At 66.1% G+C, this 20,031-nt stretch carries 19 protein-coding genes; 1 reads left to right on the forward strand and 18 read right to left on the reverse strand.

Features of this window, described 5'->3' with window-relative positions; translation table 11 throughout:
* Positions 1 to 27: 27 nt before the first annotated feature.
* From wecB to GXB81_RS20070, 11 genes are all read right to left on the reverse strand, one after another.
* Positions 28 to 1,149, reverse strand: a complete 1,122-nt coding sequence (gene wecB, locus GXB81_RS20020; protein WP_167036335.1) for a UDP-N-acetylglucosamine 2-epimerase (non-hydrolyzing) — start codon at positions 1,147 to 1,149, stop codon at positions 28 to 30.
* On the reverse strand, positions 1,146 to 2,723 hold the full coding sequence (locus tag GXB81_RS20025; protein WP_167036333.1) for a polysaccharide deacetylase: 1,578 nt from the start codon (positions 2,721 to 2,723) through the stop codon (positions 1,146 to 1,148). Before GXB81_RS20025 ends, wecB begins: the two co-directional genes overlap by 4 nt.
* Entirely contained in the window at positions 2,720 to 4,102 is a 1,383-nt protein-coding gene (locus GXB81_RS20030; RefSeq protein ID WP_205990149.1) for a phenylacetate--CoA ligase family protein, read from the reverse strand. Before GXB81_RS20030 ends, GXB81_RS20025 begins: the two co-directional genes overlap by 4 nt.
* 253 nt (positions 4,103 to 4,355) lie before the next feature.
* Positions 4,356 to 5,132, reverse strand: coding sequence for an ABC transporter ATP-binding protein (locus GXB81_RS20035; RefSeq protein WP_167036328.1), 777 nt, complete (start codon positions 5,130 to 5,132; stop codon positions 4,356 to 4,358).
* 4 nt (positions 5,133 to 5,136) lie between these two features.
* Positions 5,137 to 5,955 carry an ABC transporter permease gene (locus tag GXB81_RS20040; protein WP_167036325.1) on the reverse strand — a complete coding sequence of 273 codons (819 nt, stop codon included), beginning with the start codon at positions 5,953 to 5,955 and terminating at the stop codon, positions 5,137 to 5,139.
* Position 5,956: 1 nt separating this feature from the next.
* Positions 5,957 to 7,372, reverse strand: a complete 1,416-nt coding sequence (locus tag GXB81_RS20045; protein WP_205990150.1) for a mannose-1-phosphate guanylyltransferase/mannose-6-phosphate isomerase — start codon at positions 7,370 to 7,372, stop codon at positions 5,957 to 5,959.
* A 332-nt stretch (positions 7,373 to 7,704) separates the two neighbouring features.
* On the reverse strand, positions 7,705 to 8,631 hold the full coding sequence (rfbD, locus tag GXB81_RS20050; RefSeq protein WP_205990151.1) for a dTDP-4-dehydrorhamnose reductase: 927 nt from the start codon (positions 8,629 to 8,631) through the stop codon (positions 7,705 to 7,707).
* An 11-nt stretch (positions 8,632 to 8,642) separates the two neighbouring features.
* Entirely contained in the window at positions 8,643 to 9,194 is a 552-nt protein-coding gene (gene rfbC / locus GXB81_RS20055; protein ID WP_205990152.1) for a dTDP-4-dehydrorhamnose 3,5-epimerase, read from the reverse strand.
* Positions 9,179 to 10,072 carry a glucose-1-phosphate thymidylyltransferase RfbA gene (rfbA, locus tag GXB81_RS20060; protein WP_167036925.1) on the reverse strand — a complete coding sequence of 298 codons (894 nt, stop codon included), beginning with the start codon at positions 10,070 to 10,072 and terminating at the stop codon, positions 9,179 to 9,181. Before rfbA ends, rfbC begins: the two co-directional genes overlap by 16 nt.
* A 20-nt stretch (positions 10,073 to 10,092) precedes the next feature.
* Complete coding sequence (rfbB, locus tag GXB81_RS20065; RefSeq protein WP_205990153.1) at positions 10,093 to 11,154, reverse strand: dTDP-glucose 4,6-dehydratase; 1,062 nt, start codon at positions 11,152 to 11,154, stop codon at positions 10,093 to 10,095.
* Between the two features lie 306 nt (positions 11,155 to 11,460).
* Entirely contained in the window at positions 11,461 to 12,372 is a 912-nt protein-coding gene (locus GXB81_RS20070) for a GDP-mannose 4,6-dehydratase (protein WP_167036310.1), read from the reverse strand.
* Between the two features lie 196 nt (positions 12,373 to 12,568).
* Between GXB81_RS20070 and GXB81_RS20075 the strand changes: the two genes are divergently transcribed.
* Complete coding sequence (locus GXB81_RS20075; protein ID WP_167036307.1) at positions 12,569 to 13,438, forward strand: symmetrical bis(5'-nucleosyl)-tetraphosphatase; 870 nt, start codon at positions 12,569 to 12,571, stop codon at positions 13,436 to 13,438.
* Between the two features lie 86 nt (positions 13,439 to 13,524).
* Here the strand turns inward: GXB81_RS20075 and GXB81_RS20080 are convergent, their stop codons facing one another.
* From GXB81_RS20080 to GXB81_RS20110, 7 genes are all read right to left on the reverse strand, one after another.
* A complete protein-coding gene (locus tag GXB81_RS20080; protein WP_205990154.1) occupies positions 13,525 to 14,361 on the reverse strand; it encodes a lysophospholipid acyltransferase family protein in 837 nt (278 codons plus the stop codon).
* Between the two features lie 56 nt (positions 14,362 to 14,417).
* A complete protein-coding gene (locus GXB81_RS20085; protein WP_167036301.1) occupies positions 14,418 to 15,698 on the reverse strand; it encodes a dihydroorotase in 1,281 nt (426 codons plus the stop codon).
* Positions 15,699 to 15,768: 70 nt separating this feature from the next.
* Entirely contained in the window at positions 15,769 to 16,794 is a 1,026-nt protein-coding gene (locus tag GXB81_RS20090; RefSeq protein ID WP_167036298.1) for an aspartate carbamoyltransferase catalytic subunit, read from the reverse strand.
* 271 nt (positions 16,795 to 17,065) lie between these two features.
* On the reverse strand, positions 17,066 to 17,593 hold the full coding sequence (gene pyrR / locus GXB81_RS20095) for a bifunctional pyr operon transcriptional regulator/uracil phosphoribosyltransferase PyrR (protein ID WP_167282169.1): 528 nt from the start codon (positions 17,591 to 17,593) through the stop codon (positions 17,066 to 17,068).
* Positions 17,580 to 18,020: a Holliday junction resolvase RuvX gene (gene ruvX, locus GXB81_RS20100; RefSeq protein WP_205990155.1), complete on the reverse strand. Its 441-nt coding sequence runs from the start codon at positions 18,018 to 18,020 to the stop codon at positions 17,580 to 17,582. Before ruvX ends, pyrR begins: the two co-directional genes overlap by 14 nt.
* Before the next feature lie 10 nt (positions 18,021 to 18,030).
* A complete protein-coding gene (locus tag GXB81_RS20105) occupies positions 18,031 to 18,609 on the reverse strand; it encodes a YqgE/AlgH family protein (protein WP_167036289.1) in 579 nt (192 codons plus the stop codon).
* 470 nt (positions 18,610 to 19,079) lie between these two features.
* Positions 19,080 to 20,031, reverse strand: a 952-nt coding sequence (locus GXB81_RS20110) for a hypothetical protein (protein WP_205990156.1), incomplete at its 5' end; no start/stop codon positions are given.

Raw genomic sequence — 20,031 nt, forward strand, 5'->3', positions numbered from 1 at the left:
TGCGTACCCTGCGTACCCCGTGTACCGTCAGCCAACGAACACCTCGACCGGCCTACCCTGCAGGCTCTCGACGATGCGCCGCGAAGCCAGCCCGTCGCCGTACGGATTCGCGCGATTGCGCAGCGCCGCGCGCCGCGCCGGGTCGTCGAGCCAGCCGATCACCGCGCTCTCGATGCTGGCCGCGCTCTGGCCCGCGAGCGTCGCAAAGCCGGCATCGACACCCTCGCGGCGCTCGGTGTGATTGCGCATCACGACGACCGGCACGCCGAAGGTCGGCGCTTCTTCCTGAATGCCGCCCGAGTCGCTAACCACGACCGCGCTGCCGCTGATCAGATAGAGGCTCGTCGGATAGTCGACCGGCTCGATCAGCGTGAGATTCGCGATGTCGTCGAGCTCGCGATGCACGGGGCCGCGCACAGCCGGGTTCAGATGTACCGGAAACACCCAGCGGTAATCGCGATAGCGTTGGCACAGATCGCGCAGCACGCGGCAGATGTCCTGCAGCACGTCGCCGAAATTCTCGCGCCGGTGGCACGTCACGAGCACATGCTGCTGCTGCGCGCCGTGCCATTCGGGCAGCGGGCTCGCGGGCGGCGCGACGTTCCAGCTCGCGCGCACTTCGGCGATCGCATCGACGACCGTGTTGCCGGTCACGACGATCTTCTGCGCCGCGATGCCTTCGGCCAGCAGGCTCTCCCGCGCGCGTTCGGTCGGCGCGAAATGCAGCGTCGCGATGCGGCCGAGCAGGCTGCGGTTCGCTTCCTCGGGAAACGGGCTCGCGAGATCGCCGGTGCGCAGCCCCGCTTCGACGTGGCCGACGCGAATGCCGCGATGAAACGCGGCGAAGCCCGCGCAAAACGCCGTCGTCGTATCGCCCTGCACGATCACCCAGTCGGGGCGCGTTTCGTCGAGCGCGCGATCGAGCGCCGCAATGAGCCGCGACGACAACGCGTTCAGCGATTGCCCCGGGCTCATCGTATCGAGCGTGATGTCCGGTTCGATGCCGAAGAATTCGAGCGCCTGCGCGGCCATGTCCTTATGCTGTCCGCTCGCGCAGACGATCGTTTCGAACTCGCCGCGCAACGCGCGCACGACCGGCGCGAGCTTGATGACCTCGGGCCGGGTGCCCATCACGACCATGACTTTCATTGCAATGCGTTCCCCGCCTTGACCTGCTGGTGAGTGCCCTTGAACTCGACGCCGAGCGTCAGGGGCAGCGTGTGCGTGGACGGCGTCACGACGCGAAACGCGCCGTCCTCTTCGATGATGTGCGTGAGCGACCTGAAGCGCAGGAAGTCGAGCGCGTCTTCCTCGTGCAGGAACAGCGGCCGCTGCGCCTTGCCGCGCATATAGGCGATGAACTGCTCGTGCGCGTCGATGCGCGCGGCCTCGTCGGACCAGCCGTAGGCGTAGCGCTCGGAGAACGGATGATCGAGGTAGCCGAACAGCGTGTGGGTGGCGTAGGCGATGTCGAAGGCCTGCTTGAAGATCGCGAGCGGATCGCCGTCCTTGCGCATGCAGTCGCCGTGCAGCATGCATTGCTGGCTATGGCCGACGAAACCCGCCGGCAAGCCGGCCAGCGCGCCGCCGCGCGCCGTCAGAAACTCGGGATCGTTGCGGATGATGCCGCCGACGCAGCCCGCGTAGCCCGCGTCGACGAGGCCGCGCATCGCATACGGCGGCGACTGGTGAAACGGCGACACCGCGTAGCGCACCGGCACGCCGGTCGCGCGTTCGAGCAGTTCGGCCGATTGCGCGCCTTCGGCGAGCGCGGTGTCGTAGCTGCCGCCCCAGTTCGGCGAGTGCGTCGCCGTATGCGACAGCACCGCGCCCTGCTGCCGGTCGGCCAGCAGTTCGCGCAAGATTTCGTGCTGACCGCCGCGTTGCAGGTTCTGCGTATGCACGGCGAGCGAGAACGGCACGCCGAGCCGCTGGTACGCCTGCCACAACGGACGCGCCGATTCGACGTCCTCGTCGCAATCGAGCCGCGACGTGATTGCCGCGTCATAGCCCCACGGCAGTTCGCTCAGCACCGGCTGACACGGCAGCGCATCGGCCCGGTAGCCCGACAGGAACTGCTCGACGAGGCGCCATTCGAACGAATCGCACGGGCCGGCCGGCCGGTTGAACCACAGCACGGCCGAGGCACCCGCCTCCCACAACGCCGCGTAGGCGAACTGCCGCTCGCCGTTCACGACGACCGACGCCAGCTCCGCTTCGGCCGGCACTTGAGGCGCTTCCGCGAGCGCCCAGATCGAGCCGTCGGCGCGAATCGCGCCGTAGCCGAGGTTGTTCCACTCGTCAGTGAAGTCGAAGCGTTCGAACGGGCGATGCCACTGCGCGCCGCCGAGTGTTTGTGCCAACGCGCCATAGCGCACCGCCGCCGCGCTTTCGCGCGACTCGCCCGCCGGCGCCGAGGCACTGCGGCTCGCCGCGCCGAGCCCGGACGGCAAAGCCGCGGGCCGATAGCGCAGATAGTCCGCGAGCGCGATCGGCATATGGCCGAACACGATCAGCTTGCGCGGCCGCGCATTCACATAAGCGATCAGGTCGGCACTCCAGGCATCGGGCGCGTCGACGGCGACCACGACGTCGGGCGCGATCTCGTGCAGCACGTTGCGCGTGATCGCCTGCGCCTGGGTCGTGCTGACCGAGCGCCGCAGCGCCGCCAGCACATACTGGCCGGCCTCGGCGCGCGCCTCGGGACACGCGACGCCGATCATGCGCCCACCACGTGACGGAATTTGGCGCGGCTGCCCACGCGCACGAAGTCGTCGTGACCGACGTAGGCGATCGTGAACGCGTCCTGCCAGAAGTGGCGCAGCTTCGCGGTCGTTTCTTCCGCGTTCGCATGCGGTTCGAGCACGATGCGCAGCGTGGGCGGCGTCGTGCGCAAGTCGATCTGGAATTCCTGAATCCCGCCGACGCGGTGATCGAGCATGTCCTGGATATGGTGCGTCGGATGCGCGACGCCGTTGATCGGCACGACGTCGTGAATCCGGCCGACCACGTCGGTCAGGAAGAAGCCCTTTTCCGTTTCCTGCACGCGCGCGAGGTCGCCGGTCGTGTAACGGATCAACGGCATCAGCCGGTTGCGAAAACCCGTGAACACGAGTTCGTGCGCGCCGTCGGGGTTATCGGGCGCGACGCGGCTTTCCGGCCAGCCTTCCGATTCGAGAATCTGGAAGCCGCCTTCATGACCGTCGAGTTCGTAGGCCATCACGCCGAGTTCGGCGAGACCGTAGCGGTCGATCACGCGGCAGCGCAGCGCCTTCGCGATCATCTCGCGCGCCTGCGGTTCGAGCAGCTCGCCGCTCGATTCGAACACCTGGAACGCCTTGCCGCCGCCGTACTTGCGCTGCACGTAGCAGGCGAGCGCGTACATCGTCGAGGGATGCGAGTGCGCGAGATACGGCCGGCGGCGCTTGAGCGTGCGCCACATTTCCTCGAGGCCCTGGTCGTCGATGCGGTCGAAGAAGATGTTGCTGCGATTCATCGCGAAGCATTTGAAGTCTTCGCGCGACGGCCACTCGGGCACCGCCTGATCGGGGAAACGGCATGCGAAGTGCAGCTCCGAGCGATGGCGCAGCTTGCCGATCCGCTCGCGGCAATAGTTCGTGACCGCCGACGAATAATCGGCGCCTTGCTGGTCGTAGTAGATCGTCGTCGAAAGCCCGGTCGAGCCGCCGGTCTTGCAGGCATGGTGCTGGCCCGCCACGAGCGGCCCCGACAGCAGACGCGGCCCCTGCTCGCGGATGATGTCCTTGGTCAGGTACGGCAGCTCTTCCAGATAGCGCGGGTCGTCCTTGACCCTGGCCGGCTCGAACTGCCTCGCGAGAAACAGATCGCGGTAGTAAGGCACCTTCGCGCCGGCGAATTCGAGCATGTTGGCGAGCCGTTCGAGCGCGATGCGGCGGCGATGCGGTATCGGCAGCGTATAGTGCTCGCGCAGTTCGCGGATTTTCGGCCGCACGCTGCGTTTTTCGGCGCTCTCGGCAATCGGATAGGCGATATAGCCGCCCGCAAAACCCTTCAACGTGCGAAACGGCTGACGCACGAGTAGGGATTCGGAGTAGCGCAGGAATGGGTGATTAGCTCGCATGAAATTCGAACCTTGTTGCGCCTCGGGGACGAGCCCCGAGCGGTGTTACTGAACCGCGCGTCCGGATGATTGCGCCGCCGGGTCGCGGTGTCTCGCGGTGTCGTCACGCTCGACGCCACGCCGTGCGCCATGCACGGCACCGCGCCACGCCGCGACAGGCCACACTACGCCAGGCATTACGCCGCGCCAATGCGGCTCACGTCGCGACGCCCGACGGTCATGCACGCGCGGCGCGACGGCCGCCCGCGCACGCTCAGTGCGGCAACTGCGCAGTGTGGCTGACGGGCGGCTCGTCGGTTTCTTCCGGCGGCAGCACGGCTTCGTCGGCGATCATCTTGCCGTGCTCCATCGAGATCTTGCGGTTGCACACGCGCGCGACGAGCTTCGGATCATGCGACGCCACCACCAGCAGCGCCGCCTTGCCGACGAGGCTTTCCAGCCGCTCGGCCGCCTTCACGCTGAATTCGGCGTCGCCGACGCTGAGCCATTCGTCCATGATGAGGATGTCGGCTTCGACGCTCGTCGAGATCGCGAACGCGAGGCGCAGCATCATCCCGCTCGAATAGGTGCGCACCGGCAGATTCAGGTAGTCGCCGAGTTCGCTGAAGTCGGCGATCTCGTCGATCTTGCTGCGGATGCGCGCGGGCTTCAGCCCGTCGAGAATGCCGCGCAGATAGATGTTTTCGAAGCCGGTCGCGTCGGGGTCGAGGCCCATCGACACGTCGAGCAGCGAGGCGATCTTGCCCTGCACCTTCAGCTCGCCGCGCACCGGCGCATAGACACCCGACAGCGTGCGCAGCAGCGTCGTCTTGCCCGAGCCGTTATGGCCGATCAGGCCGATGCGCTCGCCTTCGCCGAACGTGAAGCTGAGGTCGTCGATCGCGCGGACGATCGCATGGCGACCCGCGTCCTGGCCGATCCGGCCGCCCGTCGTCAGATTGAGCACCGCCTTTTTCAGCGAACGATGCGAGTTCTCGTAAATCGGAAATTCGACGGAGATGTTACGAGCGACAATCGATGAGGAACTCACAATATCAAAGCCAGTAAGGAACGCGATTACGGAAACGCTTCATCAGGATCTGCGCGAACGCAAAGCCGACGATCAGGAGACCGATCGACCAGGCCCACGACTCCCAATGGGTCGGGCGGCCGGTGAGCGGCGCGCGCACGGTTTCGATCAGGTGATAGAGCGGGTTGTATTCGGCGACCCACGCGCGGTCCTTGAGAATTTCCGGCGACCACATGACGGGCGTGAAGAAGAACACGACCTGGATCAGGTTCGTGACGATCGGCGGGATGTCGCGAAAGCGCGCGCACAGCACGCCGAGCGTGACGCCGAGCCACACGCCGTGCAGCAGCAGGATCACGAGCGCGAACGGCACCAGCGCGATTTCCCAGCCCGGCCAGTGGCCGAACACGATCAGCAGCACGACCACCACCGGCAGGCTATGCAGCAGGATCACGAAGTTGCGCCACGCGATGCGGCACACATGTACGGTGAGCGGCAGCCTGATCTGCTTGATCAGATAGGCGGAGCCGATGAAGGCGAGGCAGCCCTCGTTGGCGACCGACGCCAGGTACGCCCACACGACGAGCCCGACCGCGAGATACGGCAGGTAGTTCGCGATTTCCTGGTGCAGCAGCGTCGAGTACAGCGCGCCGAGCACGACCACCATGATGATCGTGCTGAGCGTGAACCAGAACGGCCCGAGCACCGAGCGGCGATAACGCTGGCGGATGTCATGCCAGCCGAGCGTGCCCCACACGCGCAGCGCCTTCATGCCGATAAACAGATCGTCGCGCTCGTTGTGGCGCGTCAGGTCTTCGGAGTCGTTGGTAAAACTGATATCCATCTCAAGTACGTCCGTAAATGTCCTCGAAGCGGACGATATCGTCTTCGCCGAGATATTCGCCGCTTTGCACTTCGATCATCACGAGCTCGACGACGCCCGGATTTTCGAGGCGGTGCTTGTGACCGGCCGGGATGTAGGTCGACTCGTTGGTCGACACGAAAAATTCCTGCTCGCCGTTGACGACCTTCGCCATGCCGCTCACCACGACCCAATGCTCGTTGCGGTGATGATGCATCTGCAGGCTCAGGCTCGCGCCCGGCTTCACCTCGATGCGCTTGATCTTGAAGCGCGGCCCCTCTTCGAGCACCGAGTACGTGCCCCACGGCCGATGCACGGTGCGATGCACCTTGTACGTCTCGTGGCCGCGCAACTTCAGTTCCGCGAAAATCTGCTTCACGTCCTGCGCGCGCGCCTTGTTCGCGACGAGCAGCGCGTCGGGCGTGTCGATCACGATCAGGTTGTCGATGCCGACCGCGCCGATCAGACGGCCGCCGCTGCGCAGATACGAGTTCTTCACGTCGACGAGCAGCGCCTCGCCTTCGACGCGGTTGCCGCTCGCGTCGGCCGGCGACAGATCGGACAGCGCGGTCCACGAACCGACGTCGGTCCAGCCGATGTCGCAACGCACGACCGCCGCGTGCGCACACTTCTCCATCACCGCGTAGTCGATCGACAACTCCGGCACCGCGCCGAAACTGCCCGGTTCGAGCCGCACCTGCGCGCCGGTCGCGCCCTCGGCCGAGGGCGACTTCTCCATGCACGCGGCCGCGGCATCGAGAATGTCCGGGCAGTGCGTGCGCATTTCCTCGAGGATCGTGCCCGCGGTGAAGCAGAACATGCCCGAGTTCCACACGAACTTGCCCGAGGCGAGATATTCGCGGGCCTTGTCGAGCGACGGCTTCTCGACGAAGCGCACGACCCGCTCGCCATCGGCTTCGATATAGCCGTAGCCGGTTTCGGGCGTCTCCGGATGCATGCCGAAGGTCACGACCTTGCCGGCCTGCGCGAGCGTGCGCGCCCGCTCGACCGCCGCCGCGAACGCGGCCTGATCGGCGATCAGATGATCGGCGGCGAGTATCAGCATCACCGTGTCTTCGCCGTGCGCCTTCGCGGTATGCAAAGCCGCCGTGGCGACCGCCGCGGCCGTATTGCGGCCGAACGGTTCGAGAATGAACGAGGTCGCCACGCCCTTCTCGTTGACCTCGCGGAAATCGTCTTCGGTCTTGAAGAACAGCTCGCGGTTCGTCACCGTCAGCACTTCCTGCACGCCGGGCAGCGCCACCGCGCGCAGAAAGGCTTTCTGCAGCAGGCTTTCGCCGTCCGCGAGACGGATGAACGGCTTCGGATGCAATTCGCGGGACACCGGCCAAAGCCGCGATCCCGCTCCGCCGCACAGAATGATCGGTAACAAACTCACAGCTTCCTCTCGATTTCGTACTTATTACGTGACCGCGCGACGGCGGCGCACTGAGGCGAATTCATCGGCACGATCCATTCGGCACGTCCAGCACGAATTGCGCCACCCTGCGTGCGCTTTGCCCGCGCGGCGCCGCTATCATGCGCCGCACCGGAGAAGCGCCCGGTGGCACGTTCGTATCGCGACATTCTACCGCCGCCCCCTTTCACCACTGTCAGGCTTCGTTAGTTCGGGGAAGCCGTGCGCGGACGGGCAGCGCGCTGCGTCTCCCGATGCGTCCGTGTACCGTCTGGGCGCCATGAGAGCACGCGCGGGCTGCCGCAAAAACAGCCTCAGGAACAGGCCGCGGGCGACTTCGGAAAACCGTCCGTCAGACACAGGCGCAACGCGTCGCGCCAATGCGGCGCGGCAAGCCCGAACACGCGCGCCAGCTTCTCGTTCGACATTATGGAATTGGCTGGACGCTGCGCCGGCGTGGGGTAATCCGCGGCGGGAATCGGCAGGGTGTTCGGCCGGTTCGGCAGGCCTGCGAGCTCGAAGATCGCCGACGCGAAGCCGTGCCACGAAGTCGAATCGCCCGCGCACAGGTGATAGATGCCCGAGCGCTCGTGCCACCATGTCGCGCCGTGTTCGGCGGCGAAGGCCTGCGCGCACAGATGCGCGGTCAGCGTCGCGATCGTGTTGCACCAGGTGGGCGCGCCGAACTGGTCGGCGACGACCTTCAGTTCGGGACGCTCGGCGCCGAGCCGCAGCATCGTCAGCAGAAAGTTCTTGCCGCGCGTGCCGTACACCCAGCTCGTGCGCAGCACGAGGTGATCGACGCCCGTCGCCGCGATCGCCTGCTCGCCCGCGAGCTTGGTGCGGCCGTAGGCGTTCTGCGGATCGGTCGGATCGTCCTCGACGTAGGCGCCTTGCTTCGTGCCGTCGAACACGTAGTCGGTCGAATAGTGGATCAGCGCCGCGCCGAGCTTTTTCGCTTCCTCGGCAAGCACGCCCGGCGCCTCGCCGTTGATGCGCATCGCGAGATCGGCTTCCTGCTCCGCCTTGTCGACCGCCGTATAGGCCGCCGGGTTGACGATCAGCGCGGGACGTACCTCGCGCACCACCGCGCGGATCTGATCGAGGTTCGACAGATCGAGCCGCGAGCGGTCGACTGCCACCACGTTGCCGAGGCCCTGCAGCGTGCGCGCGAGTTCGTAGCCGACCTGGCCGTTCACGCCCGTGACGAGAATCGTGCGCTTCGCATCCTGTGCGCTCATGCGGCTGTCCCTTATGCGTAAACTTCGGCCTCGGCGAGGCGCTTGCCTGCCGCGTCCTTCGCCGCGAGCAGCGGTTCGACGCCGATCGGCCATTCGATGCCGATGGCCGGATCGTTCCACACGATGCTGCGCTCGTGCTCGGGGAACCAGTAGTCGGTGGTCTTGTAGAGGAACTGCGCGGACTCCGACAGCACGACGAAGCCGTGCGCGAAGCCAGGCGGCACCCACAGTTGCCGGTGATTCTCGACCGACAGCGTCACGCCGACCCACTTGCCGAAATTCGGCGAGCTCTTGCGGATGTCGACGGCCACGTCGAACACCTCGCCTTCGACGACGCGCACGAGCTTGCCCTGCGCATGCTGGATCTGATAATGCAGACCGCGCAGCACGTCCCTGGCCGAGCGCGAGTGGTTGTCCTGCACGAACTCGACGCCCGCCTCGACCTTCTCGGCAAATTCGAGCGCATTGAAGCTCTCGAAGAAAAAACCACGCGCATCGCCGAACACCTTCGGCTCGATGATCTTGACTTCGGGCAGTGCCGTAGCGGTTACCTGGATGGCCATGCGACGTGATCCGTAAGAATGTTTTGCAGGTACTTCCCGTAGGCGTTCTTCGCGAGCGGCCTGGCAAGCGCGAGCAGCTGTTCGCCGTCGATCCACTTGCGGCGGTACGCGATCTCTTCCGGACACGCGACCACGAGACCCTGGCGCTTTTGCAGCGTCGCGATGAAGGTCGCGGCCTCGATCAGCGAATCGTGCGTGCCGGTGTCAAGCCACGCATAGCCGCGGCCCATGATCTCGACGTTGAGCGCCGCGTTCGCGAGATAGCGCGAGTTGACGTCGGTGATTTCGAGTTCGCCGCGCGGCGACGGCTTGATGTCCGCGGCGATGTCGCAGACCTGTTTGTCGTAGAAGTAGAGGCCCGTGACCGCGTAGTGCGAGCGCGGCTTCGCGGGCTTCTCCTCGATCGACAGCGCACGGAACTGCTCGTCGAATTCGACCACGCCGTAGCGCTCCGGATCGTGCACGTGATACGCGAACACGGTCGCGCCGTCGGTCTGGTCGTTGGCGCGCTCGAGCTGCTTCGCAAGATCGTGGCCGTAGAAGATGTTGTCGCCGAGAATCAGCGCCGACGGATCGTTGCCGACGAACTCGCGGCCGATGATGAACGCCTGCGCGAGCCCGTCCGGCGACGGCTGCACCGCGTACTGGATGTTCATGCCCCACTGGCTGCCGTCGCCGAGCATCGCCTCGAAGCGCGGCGTGTCCTGCGGCGTGGAGATGATCAGCACGTCGCGAATGCCCGCCACCATCAGCGTGGAAAGCGGGTAGTAGATCATCGGCTTGTCGTAGACCGGCAGCAGCTGCTTCGAGACGACATGTGTGATCGGATACAGGCGGGTGCCCGAACCGCCCGCGAGAATGATGCCTTTGCGCGCCATGGCCGTGCCCTTATGTGCCGTCACGCGCGTTGCGCGTAGTTGGTTTCGACCCACTTCCGGTATTCACCCGAAGCGACTTCGTCGGACCATGCCTGATTGCCCAGATACCACTGGACCGTTTTGGCAAGACCCGTTTCGAACGTTTCCGCCGGCTTCCAGCCGAGTTCGCGTTCGAGCTTGCGGGCGTCGATCGCGTAACGGCGGTCGTGGCCCGGACGGTCCTTCACATAGGTGATCTGGTCGCGATACGAGCCGGCCGCTTTCGAGCGCAGCCTGTCGAGCAGATCGCACAGCGTATGCACGACTTCGAGATTCTTTTTCTCGTTCCAGCCGCCGACGTTGTACGTTTCGCCGGGCGTGCCGCGCGCGAGCACTTCGCGGATCGCGCTGCAATGGTCGCCGACGTACAGCCAGTCGCGCACGTTCTGGCCGTCGCCGTACACCGGCAGCGGCTTGCCCGCGAGCGCGTTGGCGATCATCAGCGGGATCAGCTTTTCGGGGAACTGGTACGGGCCGTAGTTGTTCGAGCAGTTGGTGGTGAGCACCGGCAGGCCGTACGTGTGATGGTAGGCGCGCACGAGGTGATCGGAGCCGGCCTTGGTGGCCGAATAGGGGCTATTCGGCGCGTACGGCGTGGTTTCGGAGAATTGCGGGTCGGTAGCGGACAGCGAGCCGAACACTTCGTCGGTCGATACGTGCAGGAAGCGGAAGGCGGCCCGCTCGGCTTCGCCCAGCGTGTTCCAGTAGCTGCGCGCGGCTTCGAGCAGCGTGAAGGTGCCAACCACGTTGGTCTGCACGAAATCGGCCGGGCCGTGAATCGAGCGGTCGACGTGGCTTTCGGCCGCGAAATGCAGCACGGCGCGCGGCTTGTGCTCGGCGAACAGCGCGTCGAGCGCGGCGCGCTCGCAGATGTCGACGCGCGCGAAAACGTGATTGGGATTGCCCTGTAGCGATTTGAGCGTGCCGAGATTGCCGGCGTAGGTGAGCTTGTCGACGTTGAGCACCGCTTCGTCCGACGCATCGAGCCAGTCGAGCACGAAATTGGCACCGATAAAGCCGGCGCCGCCCGTTACCAGGATCATGAAATTCCCTTCTAGATGTTAGTGACAGGCCATTGTGACTGTGCCGGCCCGTGCACCCCGCGTAGTGGTGGAGTCCGCTTCTGCCGCCGCCCGTCGCGCCTTTCCGTACAACCGATAGACACTCAGACGCCGATTTTATGAAGGCACAATTATAAAGCCGCCCGGTGCAAAAACTAGAACCCTAACAACTTGAAACAGCTTGACAAAATTGGTATCGGGCTAACCGGATTATTTTTTTGAGGGCGCCCGAGGGTGGTTGCCGAGGGTGGCGGACGCGGGGGCGGCGGGAGGACGCAAACGAGCCAGTCAGGCTGCGAGCATCCAGCCCAGGGTCTCGATAAATGGGATGGACGCGATGGCCGGCACCAGCGCGCGCAGCCTGGCCGGCGATCCGACGAGCATCTTCACGTCGGTTTTCCGCACGAACGCGGGGTTGGCGCGGATTTCCAGCTCGTGCCCCGTCAGCTCGCTCGCCGCCGAGAGGATGTCGCGCAGCGTATAAGGCGTGCCCGTGCAGACGTTGACGGTTTCGGACACGGCCGGAGAATCGAGCAGTGCTTCGTACACGCTCGCCACGTAGCGCACGTCGGAAAAATCGCGCGCCACATCGATATTGCCGAGTTCGATGGACGACTCGCGGCGCGCGAAGTGCTCGACGATCTTCGGCACGAGGAAGTTCGAGGCCTGCCCGCGGCCGGTGTAGTTGAACGGCCGCACCATCAGGATCGGCAGCCGGTCGAACCAGGTGCGCACCATCGTTTCCATCGCCGCCTTGCTGGCCGCGTAGTGATTGACGGGGTGCAGCGGGAAGCTTTCGTCGATCGCGTCGCTGGTCACGTTGCCGTAGACGTGCGCGCTGCTCGCGATCAGCAGCTTGCGCGGCGTATGGCCGGCGTGCGCGCACGCTTCCAGCAGATTCAGCGTGCCCACCACGTTCACGCGATAGAAGTCCAGAGGATCGTCATGCCCGACGAAGCTGATCGCGGCCAGATGCACGATGTAGTCGGGCCGCACGCGCTCGATCACGCGCTGGCACGCATCGGGCGAGGCGATGTCGAGCGGCAGCCGGGTCGGCGTTGCCGTCGCGCCGGGGTCGCCCACCGTCTCGATCACGGTGTGGCCACGGGCGCGCAGCTTCCTGACCAGATATCGGCCGGTGAAACCGCTCGCACCGGTCACGAGCGTGCGCACGGGCTGCGTCGACTGCGAAAACGGCATGCCTTCTTCTGCTCCTGTTCGTCGCGCCAATATCCCGCCGGGGTTGCGAACTCGCGCCGAGTGCGGGCCCTCGACGATACCGGCAATGACGATACCGGCAATTCAAACCGGATATTATGTCAGGCCGACATGTTGCACCGCCAAATGCAGCATGCATGTCTATTACCACAAATTTCGAACCGCGCCGATTCATCCGATGACCCCCTCCACCACTTCCGGCATCTCGCCTCCCCTGGTACCGCTCGCGTTCGGCGATCTGCAGGGCTGCCGCAAACCGTTCCAGCAACTGCTGGCCAAGGCCGCGCCGCCAGACGGCACGCCGCTCTGGTTCGCGGGCGATCTGATCAACCGTGGCGCCGAGTCGCTGGCCACGCTGCGCGACGTCATCGCGCTAGGCGATCGTGCGGTACCGGTGCTAGGCAATCACGATCTGCATCTGTTGTCGGTGTCGGCGGGCATTCGCAAATCGAAAAAAGGCGACACGATCGACGACATCCTCGCTGCGCCCGATGCCGCCGATCTGCTCGACTGGATTCGCCACCGTCCGCTCGCGCACTTCGAAAACGGCATGCTGATGGTGCATGCCGGCGTGCTGCCGCAATGGGACGCGAGCATGACGATGGAGCTGGCCGACGAGTTGCAGCGCGCGCTGCGCGCGCCAAACTGGAAGGAAACGCTGGCGGGCCTGTACGGCAACGAGCCGAACCGCTGGAAGCCTGACCTGAAAGGCATCGACCGGCTGCGCGTGACCTGTAGCGCATTGACGCGCATCCGCTTCTGCACCGCGAACGGCACGATGGATTTCAGCAGCAGCGGCACCCTCGGTTCGGCGCCGGCCGGCTGCATTCCATGGTTCGAAGCGCCGTCGCGCAAGACCGAGGACGTGACCGTGGTGTTCGGCCATTGGGCCGCGCTCGGGTTGATCCTGCGCGACAACCTGATCGGCCTCGACTCGGGTTGCGTGTGGGGCGAGCAGTTGTCCGCCGTGCGGCTCGCGAGCAATCCCGCGGAACGCACGCTGACGCAGGTCGATTGCGAATCGTGCCGGGTGGCCGGCGGCAACTAGAGGCGCACTAGAGGCGCTGAAGTCCGCGCCCTACGCTCCCGCCCGATCAGCCCGACCCGCACGACGCCGGAGCGTCGAAACCGCCGTCAGGCCGAATGGCCCGAACGGTCGGCCGGCTCGATCAGCGTGCCCGCCGAATCGTCCGACGAAACGGCCTCTTCCGCCACGGCCGCCCCTGCATTCGCAGTGCCGTGCTGCATCTGCCGCAACGCACCGGCGATCGACTCCTGCGCCTGCGCGGCCAGCGTGCGCCGGTCCGCGCCCGCCGCCAGCGGCTCGCCCACGTACACATGCGCGGTCAGCGGGCCGCCGCGCAACAGCATGTCGAGCGAATCGGCCAGCGACAGATCGTCGATATACGCGGGCGCCGTCGACTGCCGGCCCTGCGCATCCTCGTACATGAGGCACACCGGCTGCACCGGCACGCCGGCCGACACCGCCGCCTGGAACATGTTCGAGTGAAACGGCAGCAGCGCGAGCCCGTTCGAGGTGGTGCCCTCGGGAAACACGCACATCAGCTCGCCGGTGCTCAGGCGATCCGCGAGTTCGTGCATGATCCGCTTCGCGTCGCTGCGCTTCTCGCGCTGGATGAACACCGTGTCCAGTTGCTGCGCGAGCCAGCCGACCACCGGCCATTGGCGGATCTCCGCCTTCGAGACGAACGGCGTCGGCCGCCACGCATTGATCACGTAGATGTCGATCCACGACACGTGATTGGCGACCACGAGCGCGCCGCGATCGAGCCGCGCCGCGTCGTTATGGACCACGAGGCGCATGCCGCACAAGCGCAGCATCTTCAGCGACCACGCGCGGTTGAGTGCGTGGCGCCGTTCCGCGCTCGCCTTCGGAAAGCGCGTGGCGACGGTCCACATGCCGTGCAGCAGATGCGCGATGAGTCGGATCTTGCGTAACGCGAGCTTCATTGTCGGAGCTTTCCTTGACTGGACGGCGGGCGCGGCGGCGTACTGAACGGAACCGCTCAGCGCTGCTCGTACGCGAGCTGGCCGGAGACGATCGTCGCGCGCACGCGCGCCGGCAGTTCGTATCCGAGGAACGGCGTGTTGTGCCCCTGGCTCTTCAGCGCGCGCGGCTCGACGAACCAGTGCGCGCGACGGTCGAACACGCACAGATCGGCCGCCGCACCGACCGCGACGCTGCCGGCCGCTGCAAGCCCGAGCACGCGCGCGGGCGCCGTCGTGATGCGGTTGAGCGCGGTGGCGAGCGGCACGCCCGCTTCGTCGGCCCATTTCACGGTCAGCGAGAGGAACAGTTCGAGCCCGGTCGCGCCCGGCGTCGCCTCGCCGAACGGCAGCAGCTTTTCGTCGTCGTCGACCGGCGTGTGGGCCGAGCAGATCGCGTCGATCGTGCCGTCGACGACGCCCGCGCGGATCGCTTCGCGATCGCGCTGCTGGCGCAGCGGCGGATCGAGCCGGAACTGCGCGTCGAAATACCCGATGTCGAGATCGATCAGATGCAGATGGTTCACGGTGACGTCGCACGACACCGGCAAACCCTCGGCCTTCGCCGCGCGCACGAGCTCGACGCCCGCCGCCGACGACACGTGCGGAATGTGCACGCGCGCGCCGGTCACGCGCACGAGTTCGAAGATCGTGTGCAGTGCGATCGTTTCGGCGGCCACCGGCACGCCCGACAAACCGAGCCGCGACGCCACCGCGCCGCTCGCGGCAACGCCGCCCTTGCCGAGATACGCATCGACCGGACGCAGCCATGCGGTGTAGCCGTAGGTCTTCGCGTATTGCAGCGCGCGCATCAGCACCTGGGTATCGACGATCGGCGTGTCGGCCTGCGAAAAGCCGACGCAGCCCGCCTCGGTCAGCTCGACCATCTCGGTAATGACCTGCCCCTTGAGGCCGACCGTCAGCGCGCCGAGCGGATACACGTGCGCCTGGTTCAGGTTGCGCGCGCGGAACCGCAGCATTTCGACGAGGCCCGGCTCGTCGAGCGTCGGATCGGTGTCCGGCGGACACACGAGGCTCGTCACGCCGCCCGCGAGCGCCGCGGCCATTTCCGACTTGAGCGTCGCCTTGTGCTCGTAGCCCGGCTCGCGCAGACGCGCGCACAGATCGACGAGACCCGGCGCGACCATGAGGCCGGTTGCGTCGACCGTCTGCGTGGCCTGGAAGCCGGCCGGCGCATGGCCGATCGCGGCGATCCTGCCCGCGTCGATAAAAATGTCCTGCTGCTGTTCGGTGCCCGCGACCGGATCGATCAGCGTGCCGCCTTGAATATGAATCTTCATGCGCTGCCTTTGTTAAACCCGTGGTTCAGCCTGATGCCCGGCCGTTGCCCGGTCGCGGCTTAATTGCTGCTTAATCGTTGTTGCCCGCGACGATGCCCATCACCGCCATGCGCACCGCGATGCCGAACGTGACCTGGTTCAGGATCACCGACTGCGGACCGTCCGCGACCTGCGAGTCGATCTCGACGCCACGGTTCATCGGTCCCGGGTGCATCACGATCGCATCGGGCGCGGCGAGCGCGAGACGCTCGGGCGTGAGCCCCCAGCTCTTGAAATACTCCTGCGACGACGGCAGCAGCGCACCGCTCATGCGCTCGTTCTGCAGGCGCAGCATGATGATGACGTCGACGCCCTTCAAACCTTCGTCGAGGTTGTGGAACACGCGCACGCCCATCTGTTCGAGCCCGCCCGGCAACAGCGTGCGCGGACCGATCGCGCGCACTTCGGGCACGCCGAGCGTGGTCAGCGCGTGAATGTCGGAGCGCGCGACGCGCGAATGCAGGATGTCGCCGACGATCGCCACACGCAGCTTCGTGAAGTCCTTCTTGTAGTGGCGGATCGTGTACATGTCGAGCAGGCCCTGCGTCGGGTGCGCATGACGGCCGTCGCCGGCGTTGATCACGTGCACGTGCGGCGCGCAATGCTGCGCGATCAGATACGGCGCGCCGCTCGACGCATGACGCACGACGAACAGGTCCGCGTGCATCGCCGAGAGGTTGTTGATCGTATCGAGCAGCGATTCGCCCTTGCTCGTCGACGACGCGTTGATATTCAGGTTCAGCACGTCGGCCGACAGCCGCGTCGCGGCGATTTCGAAGGTCGTGCGCGTGCGCGTCGAGTTCTCGAAGAACAGGTTGAACACCGACTTGCCGCGCAGAAGCGGCACCTTCTTCACTTCGCGATCGGTCACGCTGACGAACTGGTCGGCGGTATCGAGAATGTGATTGACGATCGACTTCGGCAAGCCCTCGATCGACAACAGATGTTTGAGCTCGCCGTTTTTCGTGAGCTGCGGGTTGCCCTTCAGGAAGCCGTAGCGAAAGCGCTCGGACGCGCTAGCGGAGGAATCCTGCGGAGCCTGGGTGGCGGTGTTCATGGTGTACCTGCTTCAAATACGGGCTTCAACGTGATCGATGTCGATGCGCACTGCGTGTGACGTTCTGCGATGCTCGGTGACAATTTCCGTGCCGTCCGCGCGCGTCACGGCGCGGCGAAAGGCTGCGCGGTTTTTGCGCGGCGCGAATCGAGCTCAAGCCGGTGCGAGCCTGAGCGAGCCGGCTCGGGCTGCGGCGTTCGAACGGCATGCTGGTGCATGCTCATTCATGGCTCGCGCTCTACGCTTCGCCGTCGCGCCGCCCGCGCGAGTTTCAATCGGCGCGTGCTTCGGTGTGAAAAACAAAGCGCGTGCGGCCCGCACCGTCGTCTTCGCGGGCCAGCACGAGCGTCGCGTCGGCGGGCACGTCGACCATTCCGCCGACGCAGCGCGCCGCCACTGGCAACTCGCGTCCGCCGCGATCGGCGAGCACCGCGAGTTCGACCGAAGCCGGACGGCCATAGTCGTATAGCTCGTTGAGCGCCGCGCGGATCGTGCGGCCCGTGTACAGCACGTCGTCGACGAGCACGATACGGCGGCCGTCGACCGCGAATGGCAGCGAGGTCGGGCTCGCCTGCGAGTGCAGCCCTTTCTTCGCATAGTCGTCGCGATGCAGCGCGACGTTCACCACGCCGAAGCTCGCGAGCTTCAGGTCGCGCGCAAGCCGCTCGGCGAGCCACGCGCCGCCGCTATGGATACCGGCCAGCACCGCGCCTTCCGCACCGCCCAGCTGGTCGCCAAAGGCCGCGCGAATCTGGTCGAGCAACGCGCGATACAGCACTTCGGCGTCAATGGAACTCATGATCGTCGGAAAGTCCGTCTAGATATTGCTGAAGGATGATGCTGGCGGCCTCGGCGTCGAGCATGTCGGCACGGCCGTTGCCGGCGCGGATTTCCGCCTCGGCCTCGACCGACGAATAGCGCTCGTCGACCCATGTCACCGGCAGATTGAAGCGGCCGTTCAGCTGGTTGCCGAAGCGCTTCGCGAGCTGGGTGCGTTCGTGCGGCGTGCCGTCCGGATGCATCGGCAAACCGACCACGAGCGCATTGGGCTTCCACTCGGCGATCAGCTTGCCGAGCGCTTCGAAGCGATAGTCCTTGCTGCGGTTCTGCACGACGACGAGCGGCCGCGCGCGGCGCGTCAACGAATTGCCGACCGCCACGCCGATGCGTTTTTCACCGTAGTCGAACGCGAGCAGCGTCGCCTCGCGTCCGTGCGACAGGCTCATGCGCGGCCTCTCATGCGTGCCCGGCCTCGCCCGAAAGCATGGAGAGCGACACGCCGAGCAGCGCGAGCGCCGCTTCGAGACGCTCTTCGGCGGGCACGTCGAAAACGATCTTCGGATCGGCTTCGACCGTGAGCCAGCCGTTCTTCGAGATTTCGTCTTCGAGCTGGCCCGCGCCCCAGCCGGCGTGGCCGAGCGTCAGCAGAAAACGTTCCGGGCCGTTGCCGCTCGCGACCGCTTCGAGCACGTCTTTCGAGGTGGTCATTTCGAGGCCGCCCGGCACGGACATCGACGACGTATACGCGCCGCCGGTTTTCGGATCGTGCAGCACGAAGCCGCGCTCGGTTTGCACCGGGCCGCCGAAGTACACGGGAACATGGAGAAGAGGTTCGATCTCGAGCTTCAGATCGATGCGATTGAAGAGCGCCTGCAGGTCGATATCGGTCGGCCGGTTGATGACGAGGCCGAGCGCGCCGCGCTCACTGTGATCGCAAAGGTAGACCACCGTTCCTGAAAACGTCGGATCGGCCATGTTGGGCATGGCGATCAGGAACTGGTTGGTCAGATTGATGCGATCGGTACTCTTGGACATAGTTGGGATTTTAGCAAAGACGATGCGGGATGGCGGGCTTTGAGCGAGGTCGCGCGATGCGCGCCGTGCCGCCTGCCATCGACGCCGGATCAGGTTGCACTCTATCATGCGCGGCCCCGGCGACGTGCCAATCGGGCGGGGCCTGGAGCGTGCCAGCACAGCGTTTATGCGCCGTTCATGCGCCCGCGCATGGATCGTTTCATGAAGCCGCTTAGGGATGGCTTATGGAGGGCTCATGTACCGCTCGGGGGCAGCGCAGCATGCGGTCGAGGCAGGCGTGCCCGCGCGCAGATCGCCGGACATTGCTCGATGTTGAGGGATTGTGTCTTATCGCAACGGACGCATCGCGGTTCATGCTGCTTTTATCGCGGGGCGACTTTTGTGTTCCGGCAACGCGGCATGCGCCGTGCGCGGGCTGGATCGATTGCAGCATCGATTGCGGCACCGATCAGCTGCCGCGACGACACGGTTCACGCGCCGCCCTGCTCGATCGCGCGCGTCAGTGCAGTAAGCGCTGCCTGCGTAAGACTGCCGCCGGCCGGCCCGACGCCGGCCGCGACTTTGTGCAGCGTCGCGCGCAAGGCTTCGGCGGCCTGTTCGAGCGTATCCGCGGCCGGCGCGCCGACGATCACATGCGCGCGTACCGCCGGCGTCGCCACGCCCGCGTGCGCGCGACGGCGCCACGCGAGACCGAGTGCATCGGCCAGTAGCGCCACATGGCCGAGGCCGAGCGCGCACGCCGCCGAGCCGAGCCGATAGGCGGCATCGCCCGCCTGCAGCGCCTCGCTGGGATCGGCCTTCTCCGGCTGATCGGCCGCGCGCGCATGTGCGCTAAGCGCCTGGATCGATGCGTCGGCGGTCTGCAGGAAGTCTTCGTAGGCGTTCGCGTTGACGCTCAGCACGCCCAGATCGCGCGACAGCGAACCGTGCAGCGCGCCGCGCGATTGCGCTTCGAGCGCGCCCGCTTCCCAAAGCATTTCCGACGCCTGCGTGCCCGCGATGTGCCAGTCGACGCTCAGGCCATAGTCGCGCAGCACCTCGACCTGCTCCGCATCTTCGGCAGCCGCGCCAAGCAGCGCATAGTCGCGCCACAAGAGCGCGAGCGTCGCACGCACGAGCGAACGCGGCGCACGCTCGATGCCGCGCGCGTGATCGGCGAGCGCGAGGTTGCAGCGCGCGTAGAAGCGCCGCGCGTCGGTATCGCGAGCCGCATGGCCGCCTGCGCGCAGCGCCTTCGCACAGGCCCGCGCGAGACGCCAGAAGTCGTAGGGGTCGGGGCCGGCAAGTTCGACGAAGACGGCATCGAGCTCGTCGAGCGCGGCATTCGTGACGGCGAGCGCGACCGCGCTGCCCGTGTCGACCTGCGAGCGCAGGACCGGCAGCAGCGCGCGCTCGTAGCGCGCCCGCAGATGCGCAAGCTGA

Source organism: Paraburkholderia sp. Ac-20336 (assembly GCF_017105025.1).
Lineage (GTDB): Bacteria > Pseudomonadota > Gammaproteobacteria > Burkholderiales > Burkholderiaceae > Paraburkholderia.